Origin of the sequence: Paenibacillus hebaui (genome assembly GCF_051934385.1) — a bacterium.
Classification (GTDB): domain Bacteria; phylum Bacillota; class Bacilli; order Paenibacillales; family Paenibacillaceae; genus Paenibacillus.
This window is the reverse complement of sequence record NZ_CP196836.1, coordinates 394,870-411,133: the sequence shown is the minus strand read 5'-3', so window position 1 is coordinate 411,133 and position 16,264 is coordinate 394,870. Positions and strand designations below refer to the sequence as shown.

Here is a 16,264-nt window from a genome sequence, read left to right as displayed (position 1 = left end):
GGAGCTGTTTTGTTCTATTTATATCTATTCATTCTTGATGAATAATTATTGTAAGGTTACAACAGGATTCAAAGTAACTTCAAAAGCCCTCTTCCAAATATAGTCTGGCTCGCCATAAGCAAGTGTTGAATTTGCATAGCCAGCAAACGACCAAGTACCCCCGCTAATTTGGCGAACATTATAAGAAGTTCCTGAGCCGCTAATAAGGAATGCACTTTTTCCAGAAAGTGTAGTCTTATGGGTTTGCATTCTGTTTCGTAATACATTCTGTAAATGTGAATAATCGGCAGGACTATTAAATAGCAGCATATTTTGATCCGCGATTGTAGCGACATTAGTATACAGCGAATTCGCTCTGGAGTAGGTACGAATTTCGTCAATAGCGCTCGTTTTGTAATAGTAATCTTTTAAGAAACGTTTAAATAAGAGCGAACCATGGGCATCAACTGCTGTATTCAGCGCAATAGTATCTGTTTCAGTCACCAAGTACGCATATCGGGCTTGACCCATTCCTAAAGAAATCCCAATTTTATTTCCTGGTGTATTCCAGGCACTATAACCCAAAATGCGTCCGGTGTGCTGGCTGCCTAGGAGAGCCTCTGTTACAGTTGGATCTGCTGCTCCTCCACCAACAAAATCAATCACCACGGTTGGAACACGGTTGGTGCTGTTAGCAGCAATCCGATTGACCGCAGCATTGACCTGGGCCGCATCAGTAATCCCAATAATCTCAACATTAGGTGAACTACTTACGGACTGTCCACCGATAGTATCAACATGCCGCAAAATATTCTGATGCACATCCATATATTCATATTGACTGGTGATGGTTGAGCCGTGTGGTCCGAAGTACTGTACCGCATACCTCGGTTTTGCACCATTGCGATAAAGCTGATTTGCCATTCTCGCCATCAGTGCATGACCTAATCCATCGGCATCCGGAAGAATAATAGCACGATCCGGATTTTGACCGTTCGTACCACCGAGCCAAGCATTAATACGCCCTTCCACAAATTTAATCTCGTTGATCTGCACCCCTTGTGTGTTAGCATCATCTACTCCAATGGCTAGGAAATCAATATACCCCGACTGGGCCAGTTGCTCTAGAATGTACCGATTACTCTTGAATTTATGTTGTCTCGTGTTGTAATACTGTTCTTTGTTGAAGTTTGTTGTACTACCATATGAACCGGTAGGAGATAGATTATAACCGGTTAGAATATCAGCAAACTGTGAGAAACTTCTTCGAGGTTGGAGCATAAAAGTACGTGATTCATTATAGGCGGCAAAAGATAATCCATCTGCAAAGGCAGTGGTAGCAAGCCTCATAATCGTATCTAATACAAAGATTGGTTTACTCGGATAAGACTGCTTTACCAAGCCAATGACATCCAACAGATTCGTTGTGGTACTGTCATACGCCGGATAAGTCCCCCCAGCGCTTGTCCGCAAACGTCTGCTAGCAATTAGTCCTCCGTAAGCAAGCATGTCTGAAGAAATAATAAATCCCTCTACAGAAGCTGCATTGTTCAGAATGAACTGTCTTATGTTTGCAGGATTCCCGTAGGTCGGAGAAGATGTCGAGAGAAGGGTAGTTCCAGAGACAGTCTTCTGGGAATCCAAACGGTTTGTAATATCATTTAAATTTGGTGTAATAACATTGATCCCTGCTGATCTTCCTTGCACGATGACATCATCCAAATTCACTGGTCGATCATCCAACGGTATATACAATACATTTTTCATATTCTTAATCTCCTTTGAGTTATATAGGCACAACAACAAAGGGAAGATAGCAATGAAAAGGATCTCTTCCCAAATCCAATTCATTTCTATTTTGTTTATGCCTTCACTTATAAGGTAATTTGAATACCTTAAATACAACTTGAAATAAAAAAAACTTAAATTCGTCCTTTTAACCACTTTATTCAGACTTCTTAAAAACGAAATATTGATACAATGAAAATCAAGAGCATAAGCTCTGTTTTATTAGAAAAGTTACTATATGTTTTTTTGACAGAAGGAGTGAACATAATTGAAAGAGGAACAAACGGTTTTCGAGCGCTATAGAAAAGAGCTTTATAGGATTGGATGGAGAGTGCAATATCGAGCAAAAAGCATTCGCAGAAAAGAAGTTCCTATACATAATAGTCATTCTTCAGGCGTTGATACCACTCAAAACTCTGAAAACAGAATATATGTAAACCAGATTTTAAATTCTCTACCTGAATTCGGTAGGTCTATCATGTATAAATTGTACATAGAGGGTTATTCCGAAAAGGAAATCGCAATTCAGCTGGATATTAGTCAACAGGCGGTGAGTAAATGGAAGCAAAAGATGATCAATCACCTATCACAGACAGTGAATTTATAAGTCTTTTAGAAGCAGCCAGGTTCCAAGACCGTGAATCAATACTCCGACTTATCGATTTATATAGAGGGGACATCCAACGAATGAGTAAGTATATACTTTTACCTGAAGAAGAAGCTATCTCGGAGATCATAGGTGAATTTCTTGAATTCGCTCTAACAAAAAAAGGGTTCCTGTAGCTTCAGGAACTTTATTTTAAAGTTGGAAATAAACTTTTAGAAGAGATTTAGAGTAGACTTTACCTGGATAATGCACAACTTTGTTATCTATTAATCAAAATAATTAACTGAAAAGAACAGAAATGAAGCAGCAACGCTGGCCTCCGAGACCACAGCGTGGGAGGGCGTTCGCAGATAGCGGAAAAACAGCCCCGATGTCCGGCCTGAAAACTGCAAGGCGACGAGTTGTAGGAGCCCCATCGCAATGCACTGGCACATCACGAATCCCTCTATCGCCTGGATCGTTTTCTGGATGCGTTGCCGGTCTTGTTCGTTACGGCTTCTAGGGGACGCGCTTCCTCTTTTTTCAAAAACCGGTTCAGCTTCGGCATGGACTTGCTCCAGAAGCGGTAGCCGAAGGCGTGGGTGACCTGCTTCATTTCCCGAAACGTGCACTCAATTTTGAAGCGATAGCCGTACAATCGGATGATGTCGGTGGCCGCCGGGCTTAAATCCATACTGACCAAGATGGATTAGCGGCCCTGATGAACCACCAGCACAAAACGTAATTCCTGATATAAGCCCTGGCCCCAAAGCAGATCTAGGCACAGAAATTGAACCGTCTCTTCTTTGTCGTACAGCAGAACGGTCGCGGTTTGAAAATCGGCAGCGCGAGTCGTGAACAACTCCTTCAGTTTGATCGCTTGGCCTTTTTTCGGCGGTCGGCCACGCCCGGGCTTCTTCGCAGGGGGACACGTTCGTAAGCGACTGCGTTCGATTTGGCTTTCGTCACCAGGTGCATGCGAGTTTCGGAAGCAAGGTGGCACGCATTCAGTCGCTCCAAGGCCGGAACCGACAAAAAGTAACGATCCAAAAGTAGCAGCGCTTGACCGAAGGCTTTCGCAGCCTCAAAGCCTTGTTCAATCATTTGAACGACATGGGAAGGTGATTCGAGTTCGCTCGCGGACTTCGTCCAACCCAGAATGGTTTTGACACCGTCTTGTAGATTCATGAACAAGGGCAAGCAGAACCACTTGCGGGAATCACCGACCAGAATGCCGATGGCACCGAACAAATGACCAAAGATATAGTCACCTTGGAGACATTCTCGGATTCCTGATGGAGCTTCTTGACCCCCGGCATTCGGCGACCTTCCTTGGCCTGCTTCATCCCGTCGCCGACAAGGAACACGCGATCCTGAATCACCAGCAGAGGCGCAGACTGGCGAACGACCTGAAGCCAAATCTGCCGCAGCGATTGCAAAGACCAAGCGGACGAACGGAAAAAATGAATCAGCGTCTCGTAGCAACGGCTATTCAGCAAGAGATCGCGAATGATGAAAGTCACGCCCAGATGGTCGGAGCGCAGCATAAAACCCACAACAATAACGACAAACCACTCGAACGTGGCTTGTCTGGAAGAGCAGGCACGGAAAGGTTGTAAAAGGTTGTTCAAGTATTTTAGCATAGGTATGGTCAACCGCCTGGAAATGGAGTACAATTTTTGTCGTAACCCATTCAGCGTTTGTTATCCTTTCTGGAGTGAGAACCAAAGGATACCATACAAGCGACGATTGGGTTATTTTTCTATGTTACGATTTTTCGACAAGAACTTTTGACTGTCCAGACATATACATATACAAATTTAAACTCAGCGGGTTTGTCAGTTCACCCTCGTACGTATCTTCACTAATAAACCGAGCCGTAGCCGGATCATACCAACGCGCTCTCAAATACTGGAGGTCTGTCACTTCATCCCAATACTCTCCGGCATAGCGCAAGACGTTCGGGACCGTTTCCTCTGTTGTTTCGGGATTGCCCCAGATGTCATAGGTGTATCGGTTCAATACGTTGCCTGACGCATCCCGGATTTCCGTTACATTCCCAAACGCATCACACCTATATACTTCAAAGGATCCGTTGTACCAGAAAACAGGCGTAGAGGATAAAAATGATCTTGGGGAGAAACCCCAAGATCACTAAGTTTAAATTTCGACTATCATTAATCCTTCTGAATATGACTCTATTGAAGAGATATTAAGCCATGGTAACTCATTTTCTCTAACCGAATAAAAACGTAAAACAATGTCTTCTCCATCATACGATAGTACGAGGGAAAAACTTCTTTGTATGTTAAATTGTCTAAGGAGAACAGCCACATACACATTTAAGTTAGGCCCTTCTGATCCTTGACCTAGTGTAAAAATTGATTGCTTATCAATCAATGAAATTGAGGTCGCAGTTTGTTGTTAGTTATTCTAAATTTCGAAGAGTTGTAAACCCTAATACCACTTCACCCTCATGAAAAAACTCTATAGCATATCCAGAAGTTTGGCAATAAACCCAAGTATCGGAACCGACAGCAGTTACATCATCAATATTCTCCAATACTTTTTTTAAGTTTGTAAGAACCCCGGGAGCATCCGTATAATTCCAAAGCAAAAAGACTTCCTCACTAAATTCACTTCCATAATGGTTATTCAAAAAAATTAATGTTTCCGCAACATCTGTGATTTTATGGTAATCCTCAATTTTACTCCAATCTATTCTTCCCCAGGAAGTAACAGGAAAACAAAATACAAGCTCATTAAATAATTCTTCTGTTTGCTTGGAAGATAATATCCTTGTTTCTTCTCCTAATGATTGAACACATTCCTCAAAAAGCGTCATTTAATTACCTCCATCCTGTTATTTTTGAAGATGCTTTAATAAAGATTTAAATGTATTTTCATTACCTTCAAAAGGAATAACTAGCTTAACAGCCTTATTTCCTTTTCCCCCTCGGTAATCTTCAATATTAATATGTGTTCCTTTATTAGGATCGTAATCCAATCTCCATATTAACTTTCCATCAGCTGATTGTCTGCCAACTACTTTACCATAGCCTGCACTACTCGGGAGACGACCAATAACAGTTTTAGAATCCATTCCTAAACTTCCTATAAGATCAAATGTTAGGTTTCTAGCCTGTTCATATGATTTGAGAGTTGAGTCTAAAGTCTTTTCTACCCCATTTCCAACAAAATTTACTGCTCTCTCAATTTGTCTTCCTTCTTTACTACCTAGCTTAATAATAAGCTTACCACTTTTATATAAGACGGATTGTAATATGAAGTGCGACACCTACTGAAAATAAAAAAATGGCTCATAGCCTGATTCGTGTAGAATGAAAGTTACCACACCAGCATTCACACAAGGAGAATCAGTCCATGAGTTATTCACATCTTAGCATAATCGAACGTAGCAAGCTAGAAATCCTCCACAAGCAAGGCCAAAGTTCACGAGCCATTGCAAAGGAACTGGGTAGACATCCTTCCACGATTTGCCGTGAGCTAGATCGTGTTGTTGCATCGCATCCCTATCAGGCAGAACAAGCTCAGAACGCTTATGAGGAGCGTCGTAAGGTTTCTGTCTCTCCAGGTAAATGGTCAGACGCCTTGGCTGCTTCACTGGAGGAAAAACTTGAGGCAACGTGGTCTCCGGAACAAATCACTGAACGTTTCCGCACCGAAGGCCGGCGTGCAGTCTCTTTCAAAACCATCTACCGCTGGATCTACGCTGGGCGCTTGGTTCGAGGTGTATTACAGGTTCTTCGACACAAGGGGAAGCGCCAGAAACCCGCAGAAACTCGCGGTAAATTCGCTATTGGTCAATCCATTTCAGATCGCCCCAAAGAGGTTCGTTCCCGTGAAACGTTTGGACACTGGGAACTGGATACCGTCGTATCGGGTCGTGGGAAAAGTAAAGGATGCGTAGCGACGTTGATTGAACGCAAAACACGCTTATATACCGCTGTTCTCATGCCCGACCGTACCGCTTTGTCGATGGAGATTGCGCTCGGTGTAGCTATATCACAGTACCCTACTGGGACCTTCCTCACAGCTACGGCTGATCGAGGAAAGGAGTTTGCATGCTATGCCAATCTGGAAACGACCCACAACCTGCACGTTTATTTTGCTGATCCGTATTCGTCTTGGCAACGCGGTTCCAACGAGAATGCAAACGGGTTGCTTCGAGAGTTTTTCCCTAAAGGTACCGATCTCGCTCAAGTGGAGGATGAAGATCTCGCCCATTCACTCGATCTAATGAATCACAGACCACGAAAATGCTTGGGTTGGAGAACCGCTCACGAATCTTTCACAGAGGAACTGTCGCACTTAGTTTGACAATCCGTCATAACTTAGATATCAGTATAAAATTGACTGCGGCAAGTGTTTTGTCAAATGATGAAGAGTTGGGGTCTATTATTGTGTTAATATCATCTACAACAAGGAAATTTGCAACTGCCATAGATGCTTCCAATGTTCCCTCGGTGAACTCATTCCAACATGTTCTTAATCCTACATTCGCACAATGATTTACAATTTGTCTATTGGTATATCCAGTTCCGGTTGGGAAAAATTTATGACCATTTGGATCTACATACTTTAATGGATTGTTTCCTACATAAGCATACAAATTCAAACTCAGTGGATTCGTCAACTCGCACTCGTACGAATCCTCACTAATAAATCGCCCGACACTTGGATCATACCAACGGGCTCTCAGATACTGAAGTCCCGTCACTTCATCCCAATACTCCCCGGCATAGCGCAAGACGTTCGGGACGGTCTCTTCTGTTATTTCCGGATTGCCCCAGATGTCATAGGTGTATCGGTTCAATACGTTGCCTGACGCATCTCGGATTTCCGTTACATCCCCGTGGCCGTTAGTCACATAGGACTGTAGCTGACTCTCTCCTGCCATCTGCCGGGCGGTCAGTTTTCCGGTTGCATCGTATACGTAACCTACCGTGATTTGCACCGTTCCTGTGCTGCTTACCGTCCCTTCGGCCACCAGCAACCCACGGTCATAATAGTAGTAACAGGTTGTTTTCCCTCCCGTACTTCGCTCGGTCATTAGACGTCTCCATTGTAACGGTAGCTCACGTTTGGGTCATTACATGAAGTGATTGAAGATCGCCATTGATTTTAGACAAAAGAAGCCACATGGAGATGCTACTCTCACATATGGCATCAATTTTTTATTCTATTCTTCTTGATGTTCTCGCTGCAATATCGATTTCAAACTTTTCCTCTGGTATGCCGAGTTCTTTTGTTGTATAGAGAATATAATCAGATACATTGTCTGTTAGTTCAAGCTTTATCCAATGGGTATCCCCACCAACGGCTAAAGTTTTAATTCTGTGTGTCTGAATTTCTGTTGGAATATACAATTCCTCTCCTGTGCTAACATTTTTAAGATATAACCGTGCATAACTGTTTCTTTGAAACAAATTAATTAAATCTACTCGATATTCATATTCTCCATCTGCTGATATCTTTAATGTGTCACTTCTTATCTTTTCGTTCGCCCAAGCGTGAGTGTTAACGCTTTGAATTAGAGCAGCAGAGATGAGTGCTGATAAAATTAGCACTACACAAATTCCAACGTAGTCTATTCCACTCGTTGGAGTCCATCTTTTGATGAGTAACATAGTAAACACTACAGCGAACAATAGAACTGGAATTCCTGCTCCCCATAAATAAGTGGTTCCAATAATATCCATACCTCTTTCAAAATACGCTGTTGAACCCATAAGGAACCATACAAATGAGGAAACACTAAATATTATTATTCCTATTAGGAATACCTTTAACCATATTGGCATATTCCTCCCCCTTTCGGAGTTTATACATCTTATTATTTCAACTTTAATATTGGCTCAATATATTTTTTCCAGACGTCTACATTACTGTGCATAGTTGAATGAGCTTGAATTTTCGTGCCGATTTCACCATCTTTTGCACGTACATTATCAGCACCTTTAAACTTCCTTGTAAATGAAGATCCTGCCCACCACCAACTTCCTCCCATCTCACCTTGGACGCTATCCCTATTATTATACATATGAATATGTTGCCCGACCTTTGTTTTTAGTTTATATTCCCTAACGGGAGTCGCTACAGTAATTAACGTCTCGACCTTCATCCCCTTTTTCTCTAGAAGGTTGGCTAACATGATTGCCACATTTCCTCCATGACTATGCCCTACTAATCTAATAGGTTCATCAGGATTTTTACTGTGCCATTCATATACTGTTTTTACGAGGTCCTCAGCCGCATCAGAACGTGCACCTTTGCTGTTTTTGCCTGTCCACTCTAGTGCTTTACTTGATTCATTGAATAGACCTTCCACATATTTCACAAAATCTGGAGTCCATGTATCCGCATCTGAGAAAGTACCATGAATCAGCCAAGCTCTATGACCAGTTGGATCCACATAGTTCAACGGATTATTTTCCACATACGTATACAAATTCAGACTCAGCGGATTTGTCAGTTCACCCTCGTACGTATCTTCACTAATAAACCGAGCCGTGGAGGGATCATACCAACGGGCTCTCAAATACTGGAGGTCTGTCACTTCATCCCAATACTTCCCGGCATAGCGCAAGACGTTCGGGACAGTCTCCTCTGCCGTCTCGGGATTGCCCCAGATATCATAGGTGTAACGGTTCAATACATTGCCCGATGCATCCCGGATTTCCGTTACATCCCCGTGGCCGTTGGTCACATAGGACTGTAGTTGACTCTCTCCTGCCATCTGCCGGGCGGTTAGTTTTCCGGTCGCATCATGCACATACCCTGTCGTGATCTGCACCGTTCCTGTGCTGCTTACCGTCCCTTCGGCCACCAGCAACCCACGATCATCATAATAGTAACGAGTTGTTTTTCCTCCTGTACTTCGCTCGGTCATCAGGCCGTCTGCATTGTAAAGGATAAGTTTTATCCTAAGTAAAATTTATACTTAGAAATGGTCAATCTTTAACCAATTTAGATACGCTCATCTTATATTTCGTTTTAAGAATAATTATTTAGACATATTCAATAATAACAACATCATGTAGGATTACCTTTTAATAAATTTTCACCTTCCTCGAATTAAACAACTGTAAAGTTATTTAATTCGAGGAAATTCATAGATTATCTTGTGAGTTTCTTATTAGTTCTGGAATTTGTATATCACTAAAAGGCTTATTCTGACTAATCGTCTAAGTGAAATAAGCCCTCTAGTGAGTATTAATTTTCTAAATTCATTAATTATATTGGAACGGTCCTGTTTACTCTTTAAAGTTTATTTAAAAATAGCACTGAGATTTCCACAATACAATTCTATTTAATTTGTCATCCTTAAATAATCATCCATTGCACTTCCGTCTAATGCAAATATAGATTCATAAATGCATATTTCTTCTCCCTCATATACAACCTCTATACAAACAGATACAAAACTAATCGGTTCATCAAACCGATAACTCATTGTTAGACTAATTTTATTGATATTGATTTCCAAATAATTCAATTTTATATTATTAAATACTTCTTTAAACTCATCTGGTTCTTCCTTTTTATAATTATCAATGTACGTCCAAAAACTCTTTTTAGTACGTTCGGCTACATTATTTATTAATATCCAATTTTCAAACTCCTCAGTATTCAATTTTTCATCTCCTTAAATGTTAATGTAATCCTTTTTTGAATTGGTCAAAAATAAATTTCCCTGTTTCGTCAATATATCCAAAAATTCGAAAATCTCCATATTCTTTATTTAACACTTTTATTTCATGAGTATACGTTTTCTTACCTATTTTTACCCCGTCTCCTTTTAATGCTTTTATTCCATTTTGACCCTGTGCACCGACTATTCCTTTATCTGCTGCCTTCTTGAAAGCCTCTACACCTTTTTATCCCCACTTTTTACCAATTTGTTTTAGGGCTTTACTGCTAATTGAATCCGAGAGATTCCCCGTCCCCTTATTCGCCTGTCCATTACTTGAAGTCGACGGCTTACTGCCAGACGATCCACTTCCGCCTCTTCCTCCACCTCCACCCATGCTTCCGCCTGGGGTCATTCTCCCTGAACTGGAACTTCCACTGCCACTTTCTAATCCTAACAGTGCATTATTAGCCTGCCTTCTCGCCTCTCCGCTCGGATCTACATAGACCAATGGATTATTTTCCACATACGTATACAAATTCAAATTCAGCGGGTTTGTCAGTTCACCCTCGTACGTATCTTCACTAATTTACAAGTGTTAAATGTGATATTGATTGAATGATGGGCTCATTCGACACTGGGTAACCCCCACTAAAAAAAGCATGCCCTAAAGAAAAAATCTTTAGGGCAAATAATCATAGCTATTATGATTGAGGGAACATTTCCAAATATGTTTCGTACCAATCAGGGCGTTGCGCTTTAATTAAGGAAAGCACCTCTGTCAAAGCAATCCCATTTAAATGAGATAACTTTTCATAACTTATTTGCTGTGTTGCAAGCCAAATTTGACCTATAGACTCACCACAGCTTGCCGCAATCATCTCATCACAGTTACTTTCATTTGACACTTTGATTAAAATGTCCACAGTCTCACCATCTTGGAAGTTCTCTCCTAGTTCAATTATTGCATCATCTTTTTCTGCATCTGATGCAGTAGAGTCTGTTAAAATCTCCATTAATGTTTCCTTTTTCATACATATCACTTCCCTAATGGAATATGAGTTCCAGTACTCCTACCGCCTGTTTTTCCGGTGAACGGATTAATGTAAGTTCCTTTATCGTCTAATCTAGCATCAAAGCGAGATTGATTACTTCCTTTACCAAGCCCTTCCCTTGTACTAGCTTCAGGTTTTAGCTTCAATCTCCAACTAAACGATCCATCAGTACTCTTTACTCCCCATTGCTCAACGCCTCCTGAACTATTTTGCTGTACCCATCCATTTTCTTTTGCCCAAGCCCTCAGATTTCCAGTATTCTTAGAAATGTTACCAGTATCTTTAACTAGAACATTTCCCGTCCCCTTAGTTGAGGACGACTGTTTTTTCACCATGCTTGTCCTTGATGCATGGATTCCTCTGACTTCATCTTTCAATTCATTCAACGACTTCTTAGATGAATATCTCACAAGCCTAGAATTACTTGAAATTTTAGGACTATTCGAAATTCTACTTGATGAGGATATCCCCCTTCCACCACCACCCATGCTTCCGCCTGAGGTCATTCTCCCTGCACTGGAACTTCCACTGCCACCTCCTAATCCTAACATTGCGTTCTTTTCTGGTCTTTTGGATTCTCCGCTCGGATCCACATAGATCAATGGATTATTTTCCACATACGTATACAAATTCAAACTCAGCGGATTTGTCAGTTCACCCTCGTACGTATCCTCGTTTATGAAACGGGCTGTGGACGGATCATACCAACGCGCTCTCAAATACTGAAGTCCCGTCACTTCATCCCAATACTCCCCGGCATAGCGCAAGACGTTCGGGACGGTCTCTTCTGTTATTTCGGGATTGCCCCAGATGTCATAAGTGTATCGGTTCAATACGTTGCCTGATGCATCCCGGATCTCAGTCACATCCCCGTGGCCGTTGGTCACATAGGACTGTAGCTGACTCTCTCCTGCCATCTGTCGGGCGGTCAGTTTTCCGGTTGCATCGTACACATACCCTGTCGTGATCTGCACCGTTCCCGTGCTGCTTACCGTGCCTTCAGCCACCAGCAGTCCACGGTCATCATAGTAGTAACGAGTTGTTTTTCCTCCTGTACTTCGCTCGGTCATCAGACCGTCTCCATTGTAACGGTAGCTCACATACTGGTCGTTAACCGTGGCACCTGTCAATTGGTTACGGGCATCGTAGGTATAGGATGCTGCCGCTGGCGGGCTCCACTCCCGGTCACTTTCCAGACTGCTCCGGTTATCCCGTACATCGTAGGTATAGGTCTCCTGATACTGGCTGGACGTTTGGATTCGGTTCAGCTTGTCATACGTAAATTGGTAGGCGATTCCCTGATCTGTTTTGCTCGTAATATTCCGGTTGTTATCATAGGCATAGCTGTAGCTCGGACCGTTTGTACCATTAAACGTATGCGTGAGCCCGTTCAGGTTCAGGCCGTCGTAGGTGTAGGTTTCTTTCCATCCAGACCCTGCACTTTTTTGAGCCAGACTATTGTTGGCACGGTAGGTGTACCCGAAGCTGCCGAGGGCCGTTCCGCTACCACTCGTCAAGCTCAAGGATTCAGGAAGTGCCGAAGCTCCCTTGTACGACATGCCCAGGTTGAGCGTATAACTACCTTGCTGGAAGGTCTGACGGGTCCGCACGCCTCTGGCATCGTAACCCAGCGTTAGCGTTGCCCCATCCGGATAAGTGATGCTCTCCAGCTCACCGACGGGTGTATACCCATATTGGGTGCTACCAATGGAGTCGACCATACCGGTTCTCCGGCCCATGGCATCATAAGTGAACGTAATCGTCCTGTCACTGGCCCGATTTTCCAGCAGGAAGTTACGGCTGTTGTATACATAGGTGCGTTCTTGCCCTTTACGATCCAGCATCTTCGTCATATTACCGCTCGCATCATACGTATATGTCGTGACCTGCCCCAAAGGGTCTGTCTGTACGAGCAAACGGCCAATCTCGTCATAACGTTTCTGCAGGGTTTTTCCGTCTGCATAGGTTACCTTAGTTAAGTCACCACCAAGATTGTACGTATAACTTGTCTTTTTATTCTCGGCATCCGTCACCGAGGTGAGACGGGACAAGGCATCATAACCATTCGTGGTCAGGTTGCCGTTTCCGTCGGTGACGGTGAGGATGTTGCCCCTGCTGTCATACGTGTTGGTAACCAGAACTACGTTGCCGCTGGCACGGAGTTCTTCCTTTTGGGTCACCTGGCCCATCACATTGTAGGACTCACGAATACGGTTGTTTTCGCCATCCGTGATCGTCAGGGTACGAGCCGTATCATCATACGCCATTAGAGTGGTGGACGTCCCGTCCTGCTCACGAATGACCCGATTGAATGCATCATGGACATATGTTGTCGTCTGTCCAGCGGCGTCCGTCTGGGCGATCATCCGGTCATACGCATCATACGTATACGTCTTGCTGCCCCGTTCATTTGTTTCACTGGATAGCCTGCCCAGCGGGTCAAAACGATATAGGGTTTGGCTAAGATCAGGTGTCGTTACCGTCAATGTATTATTCACATCATCATAGGACAAGGTTGTGATGCTTCCGTCCGGATTCTTCTCGGAAATGATACGCCCAAGCTTGTCATAGGTCGTCGTTGTTGTGTTCTGATTGCCGTCGGTATAACTGCTCATCTCTCCAGTAGCATTGTATCCCGCTTGCAGGGTAATGGTAGAGCTCATCCCTGCTGCATCCGTTACATTGACTTCCTGCTGAGTAGGCCGCATGGACTTGTAACCAAACTGCTGACGAACAATGGTATCCGCCGTCTCTCCCTTCAGTTGGAGCACAACCGGGTTTCCATAACCATCATATTGATAATTAGTCTGTTCCAGCAGATTACCTTGACTGTCCTGTATGACTGACTGTGTTAATGATCCAGTAACCGAATCATAACTGTAATTTGTTGTTGCTTGTTGATTATTACCACCTGTTTCCGTACTTTGAGTAAGTACAATGACTGGAGATAAGTCATACCCACTTAAGAATTTCATTTCGTAGGTGGACTTGACAGTGGCTCCAAGTGGATCCGTTTGGGAGATGACCTGTCCCCAGTCGTTATACTGGAGTGAAGTCACCGCTGCACTGGAGGCACCCGCCGTATCATACGAACGTTCTTCAATACGGGTCGGTACATTCCGGTAAGCGGATTCATTGTACGTATAAGCTGTAACCCGCTGCTGGTTCCCTTCGATGGCGCGGGCATTGATTTGCGTATTATAGACCACGTCAGGTTTGTTATGCGCGACAAATTGTTTCCTGAAGCTATAGTCAGTTCGGGTTAGCCCGTCCTCCACCGTGGTCGTAAAAGAATTACTTTGTCCGTATACGGCGCCAATATCGCCGCTATAACTCACATTGATTTGGTTGGAAACTTCCTGTCCTGCTGCTGTACTATAGAACACTTTGCGCTGCCCATATCGAGGCTGAGTCTCAGCGCCAGTCGGCCCCAGTTTACGCAGTACGGTCCCACCAAAGGTGTATTGTGTCATCGCTTTGGTCGGATGCTCAATGGAAGCCAGAACGAGCCAATCGTTCCATCCCCAATAGACCTGCTGATTTTCTCCCGTATAATCCTTGAAGGAATCAACCAAGTTGAAAAGTAGGCCATTCCAGCGAAGATACCCATACTTCGTTATTCTTCCTTCTGCATCAATGACGTGATCAAGCAAGCTTTGTGTACGATTGTTACTCGTCACATTCCGCTTTTTATACGTGACCGCCCGATCATCAAAGGAAACTTTGACTTCATTGGTGCTGTATGAAAAATCCATCGTCTGCACGGGCTGTCCCTTGCCCGCCCGAGTCATCACAAAACTCAGAACGGTGCCGTAATTGGCTTTAGTGGTGTAATAAAATTCAATGGTGTTATTATACTGATTACGAATTTGCAGTATGTTGCCGGCCTGATCAAAATATTGAACAATACCGGTATTATAATCTTTTAGAACATAGTGAGCTTTTTCTCCTGATACATAGAGATCAGAGTGTTCAAGCCCAAAGTCGAGATTATCCCAAGGATACCCTGCTAACCCGCCTCTTTCTGAATCAGCGAATGTACCGACTCCCGGGATATGAACATACGTCCCACCGCCTTCATGCTTCACATAAGGCAGATCCCAGGTCCAGCCTTTACCAATCGGAAATTTCTGTTCCTCTGTTGTGGATTCGGTTATGTTTCTGAAATCAGGATTTACTCTCGCGTCAATCCGATCCTTGCCCAACGAACTGTCGTATGTGCGACGCAAAGTAAAATCAAGACCGTTGACCCCTGGCATCACGAGGTCAACCACGCTTATATTAAGCGAACCATCGCTCGTGGAGATACTATCGTTGACTGATCCTACTCCATAAGGAGCCTGATCGAACTTGATGGACTGACGTTGTAACGCGATGTCATCATATCCATTTGCAGCGAGAGCAAACGTGTCCGGTGCTGCGTACACCTCGTCTGTGACAGATGCAGGCTCAGAGAAATCGGTGTATGTAACCTGCGTCACCGAGGGCTCATCTGCTCGTCCCAACGAACCCGGTTCATTCTCATACGTAACCGACTCAGGACTGTCCGTTAACGAATGATTCATTGCATCAGGATTTTTCTTTTGCAAGTAGGCCTCGTAGGAACCTCCTTGTTCCTGAGCAAGCAACGCCTGATAAATTTCATTCAACGCATATCCTTTGCCCAGTTCAAGAATGATCCAGTCCCGCTCCACCTGAAAACGTTCGGATACGCTCGTAATCGTAATGAGATCTTTCGAATCCACAGCGCCTCTCAAGGTTGGGTTCAATGAAGCATCGCCATATACGTCTCCCGTAACACTCCTATTCTTCTCGTTGTTATAGGATGGAGAAGCTCCGGCACGTTGTAACCCTATTTCTGGCGGGAATAGCATAGATACCACAAAAGCGAAAATAAGTAGGATAGATAGTCCTTTTTTCATATCTTCAATCTCTCCCTATTTCAATTGTAATTCCCCTTTGGACGAACGCAGCATATCCTTGGATCGTCCCCACTACGATACTTTAAGAATTCAAACTTCCCTATCGCAGAGAAGCGCTCTGAACTATCCTCAATAGATTTCCGTTGGTATCATACTGATATGTATATACCTTTCCATTAGCTTTCGTCACCGATGTTAATCGATTGTTGGAATCATATACATATGTCGTTTTGCCTGCTGCCTGTACTGACGAAGCCATGCACAACATCCCCAGACCTAA

General features: G+C 43.5%; 15 protein-coding genes. 2 read left to right on the top strand and 13 right to left on the bottom strand.

Going from position 1 to position 16,264, the window contains the following annotated elements; translation table 11 throughout:
- Positions 1–45: 45 nt before the first annotated feature.
- On the bottom strand, positions 46–1,746 hold the full coding sequence (locus ACR32F_RS01875; RefSeq protein ID WP_440115605.1) for a DUF4127 family protein: 1,701 nt from the start codon (positions 1,744–1,746) through the stop codon (positions 46–48).
- Between the two features lie 289 nt (positions 1,747–2,035).
- On the opposite strand from ACR32F_RS01875, the gene ACR32F_RS01870 reads away from it, so the two are divergent.
- Complete coding sequence (locus ACR32F_RS01870) at positions 2,036–2,374, top strand: terminase gpP N-terminus-related DNA-binding protein (protein ID WP_440115603.1); 339 nt, start codon at positions 2,036–2,038, stop codon at positions 2,372–2,374.
- Between the two features lie 445 nt (positions 2,375–2,819).
- Here the strand turns inward: ACR32F_RS01870 and ACR32F_RS01865 are convergent, their stop codons facing one another.
- The 5 genes from ACR32F_RS01865 to ACR32F_RS01845 form a co-directional block, all read right to left on the bottom strand.
- Positions 2,820–3,056 (bottom strand): hypothetical protein, encoded by a 237-nt coding sequence (locus tag ACR32F_RS01865; protein WP_440115601.1) that lies wholly within the window; start codon positions 3,054–3,056, stop codon positions 2,820–2,822.
- Positions 3,057–3,537: 481 nt separating this feature from the next.
- On the bottom strand, positions 3,538–3,996 hold the full coding sequence (locus tag ACR32F_RS01860; protein WP_440115599.1) for a transposase: 459 nt from the start codon (positions 3,994–3,996) through the stop codon (positions 3,538–3,540).
- 124 nt (positions 3,997–4,120) lie between these two features.
- Positions 4,121–4,375 (bottom strand): RHS repeat-associated core domain-containing protein, encoded by a 255-nt coding sequence (locus tag ACR32F_RS01855; RefSeq protein WP_440115597.1) that lies wholly within the window; start codon positions 4,373–4,375, stop codon positions 4,121–4,123.
- 406 nt (positions 4,376–4,781) lie between these two features.
- Entirely contained in the window at positions 4,782–5,198 is a 417-nt protein-coding gene (locus tag ACR32F_RS01850; protein ID WP_440115595.1) for a CDI toxin immunity protein, read from the bottom strand.
- A gap of 18 nt (positions 5,199–5,216) precedes the next feature.
- The gene (locus ACR32F_RS01845) at positions 5,217–5,456 is read right to left on the bottom strand and encodes a hypothetical protein (RefSeq protein WP_440115593.1); all 240 of its coding nucleotides are present in this window, start codon (positions 5,454–5,456) and stop codon (positions 5,217–5,219) included.
- A gap of 281 nt (positions 5,457–5,737) precedes the next feature.
- On the opposite strand from ACR32F_RS01845, the gene ACR32F_RS01840 reads away from it, so the two are divergent.
- Positions 5,738–6,694, top strand: a complete 957-nt coding sequence (locus tag ACR32F_RS01840; RefSeq protein WP_440108877.1) for an IS30 family transposase — start codon at positions 5,738–5,740, stop codon at positions 6,692–6,694.
- Positions 6,695–6,701: 7 nt separating this feature from the next.
- Here the strand turns inward: ACR32F_RS01840 and ACR32F_RS01835 are convergent, their stop codons facing one another.
- The 7 genes from ACR32F_RS01835 to ACR32F_RS01805 form a co-directional block, all read right to left on the bottom strand.
- The gene (locus ACR32F_RS01835; protein ID WP_440115591.1) at positions 6,702–7,427 is read right to left on the bottom strand and encodes an RHS repeat-associated core domain-containing protein; all 726 of its coding nucleotides are present in this window, start codon (positions 7,425–7,427) and stop codon (positions 6,702–6,704) included.
- Between the two features lie 124 nt (positions 7,428–7,551).
- Positions 7,552–8,178, bottom strand: coding sequence for a hypothetical protein (locus ACR32F_RS01830; RefSeq protein ID WP_440115589.1), 627 nt, complete (start codon positions 8,176–8,178; stop codon positions 7,552–7,554).
- A 32-nt stretch (positions 8,179–8,210) separates the two neighbouring features.
- Complete coding sequence (locus ACR32F_RS01825; RefSeq protein ID WP_440115587.1) at positions 8,211–9,266, bottom strand: RHS repeat-associated core domain-containing protein; 1,056 nt, start codon at positions 9,264–9,266, stop codon at positions 8,211–8,213.
- A gap of 420 nt (positions 9,267–9,686) precedes the next feature.
- Positions 9,687–10,010, bottom strand: a complete 324-nt coding sequence (locus tag ACR32F_RS01820; RefSeq protein WP_440115585.1) for a hypothetical protein — start codon at positions 10,008–10,010, stop codon at positions 9,687–9,689.
- 244 nt (positions 10,011–10,254) lie between these two features.
- On the bottom strand, positions 10,255–10,518 hold the full coding sequence (locus ACR32F_RS01815) for a hypothetical protein (RefSeq protein ID WP_440115583.1): 264 nt from the start codon (positions 10,516–10,518) through the stop codon (positions 10,255–10,257).
- Between the two features lie 193 nt (positions 10,519–10,711).
- Entirely contained in the window at positions 10,712–11,041 is a 330-nt protein-coding gene (locus ACR32F_RS01810; RefSeq protein WP_440115581.1) for a hypothetical protein, read from the bottom strand.
- Positions 11,042–11,046: 5 nt separating this feature from the next.
- Positions 11,047–15,984 carry an RHS repeat-associated core domain-containing protein gene (locus ACR32F_RS01805; RefSeq protein ID WP_440115579.1) on the bottom strand — a complete coding sequence of 1,646 codons (4,938 nt, stop codon included), beginning with the start codon at positions 15,982–15,984 and terminating at the stop codon, positions 11,047–11,049.
- Between the last annotated feature and the right edge of the window lie 280 nt (positions 15,985–16,264).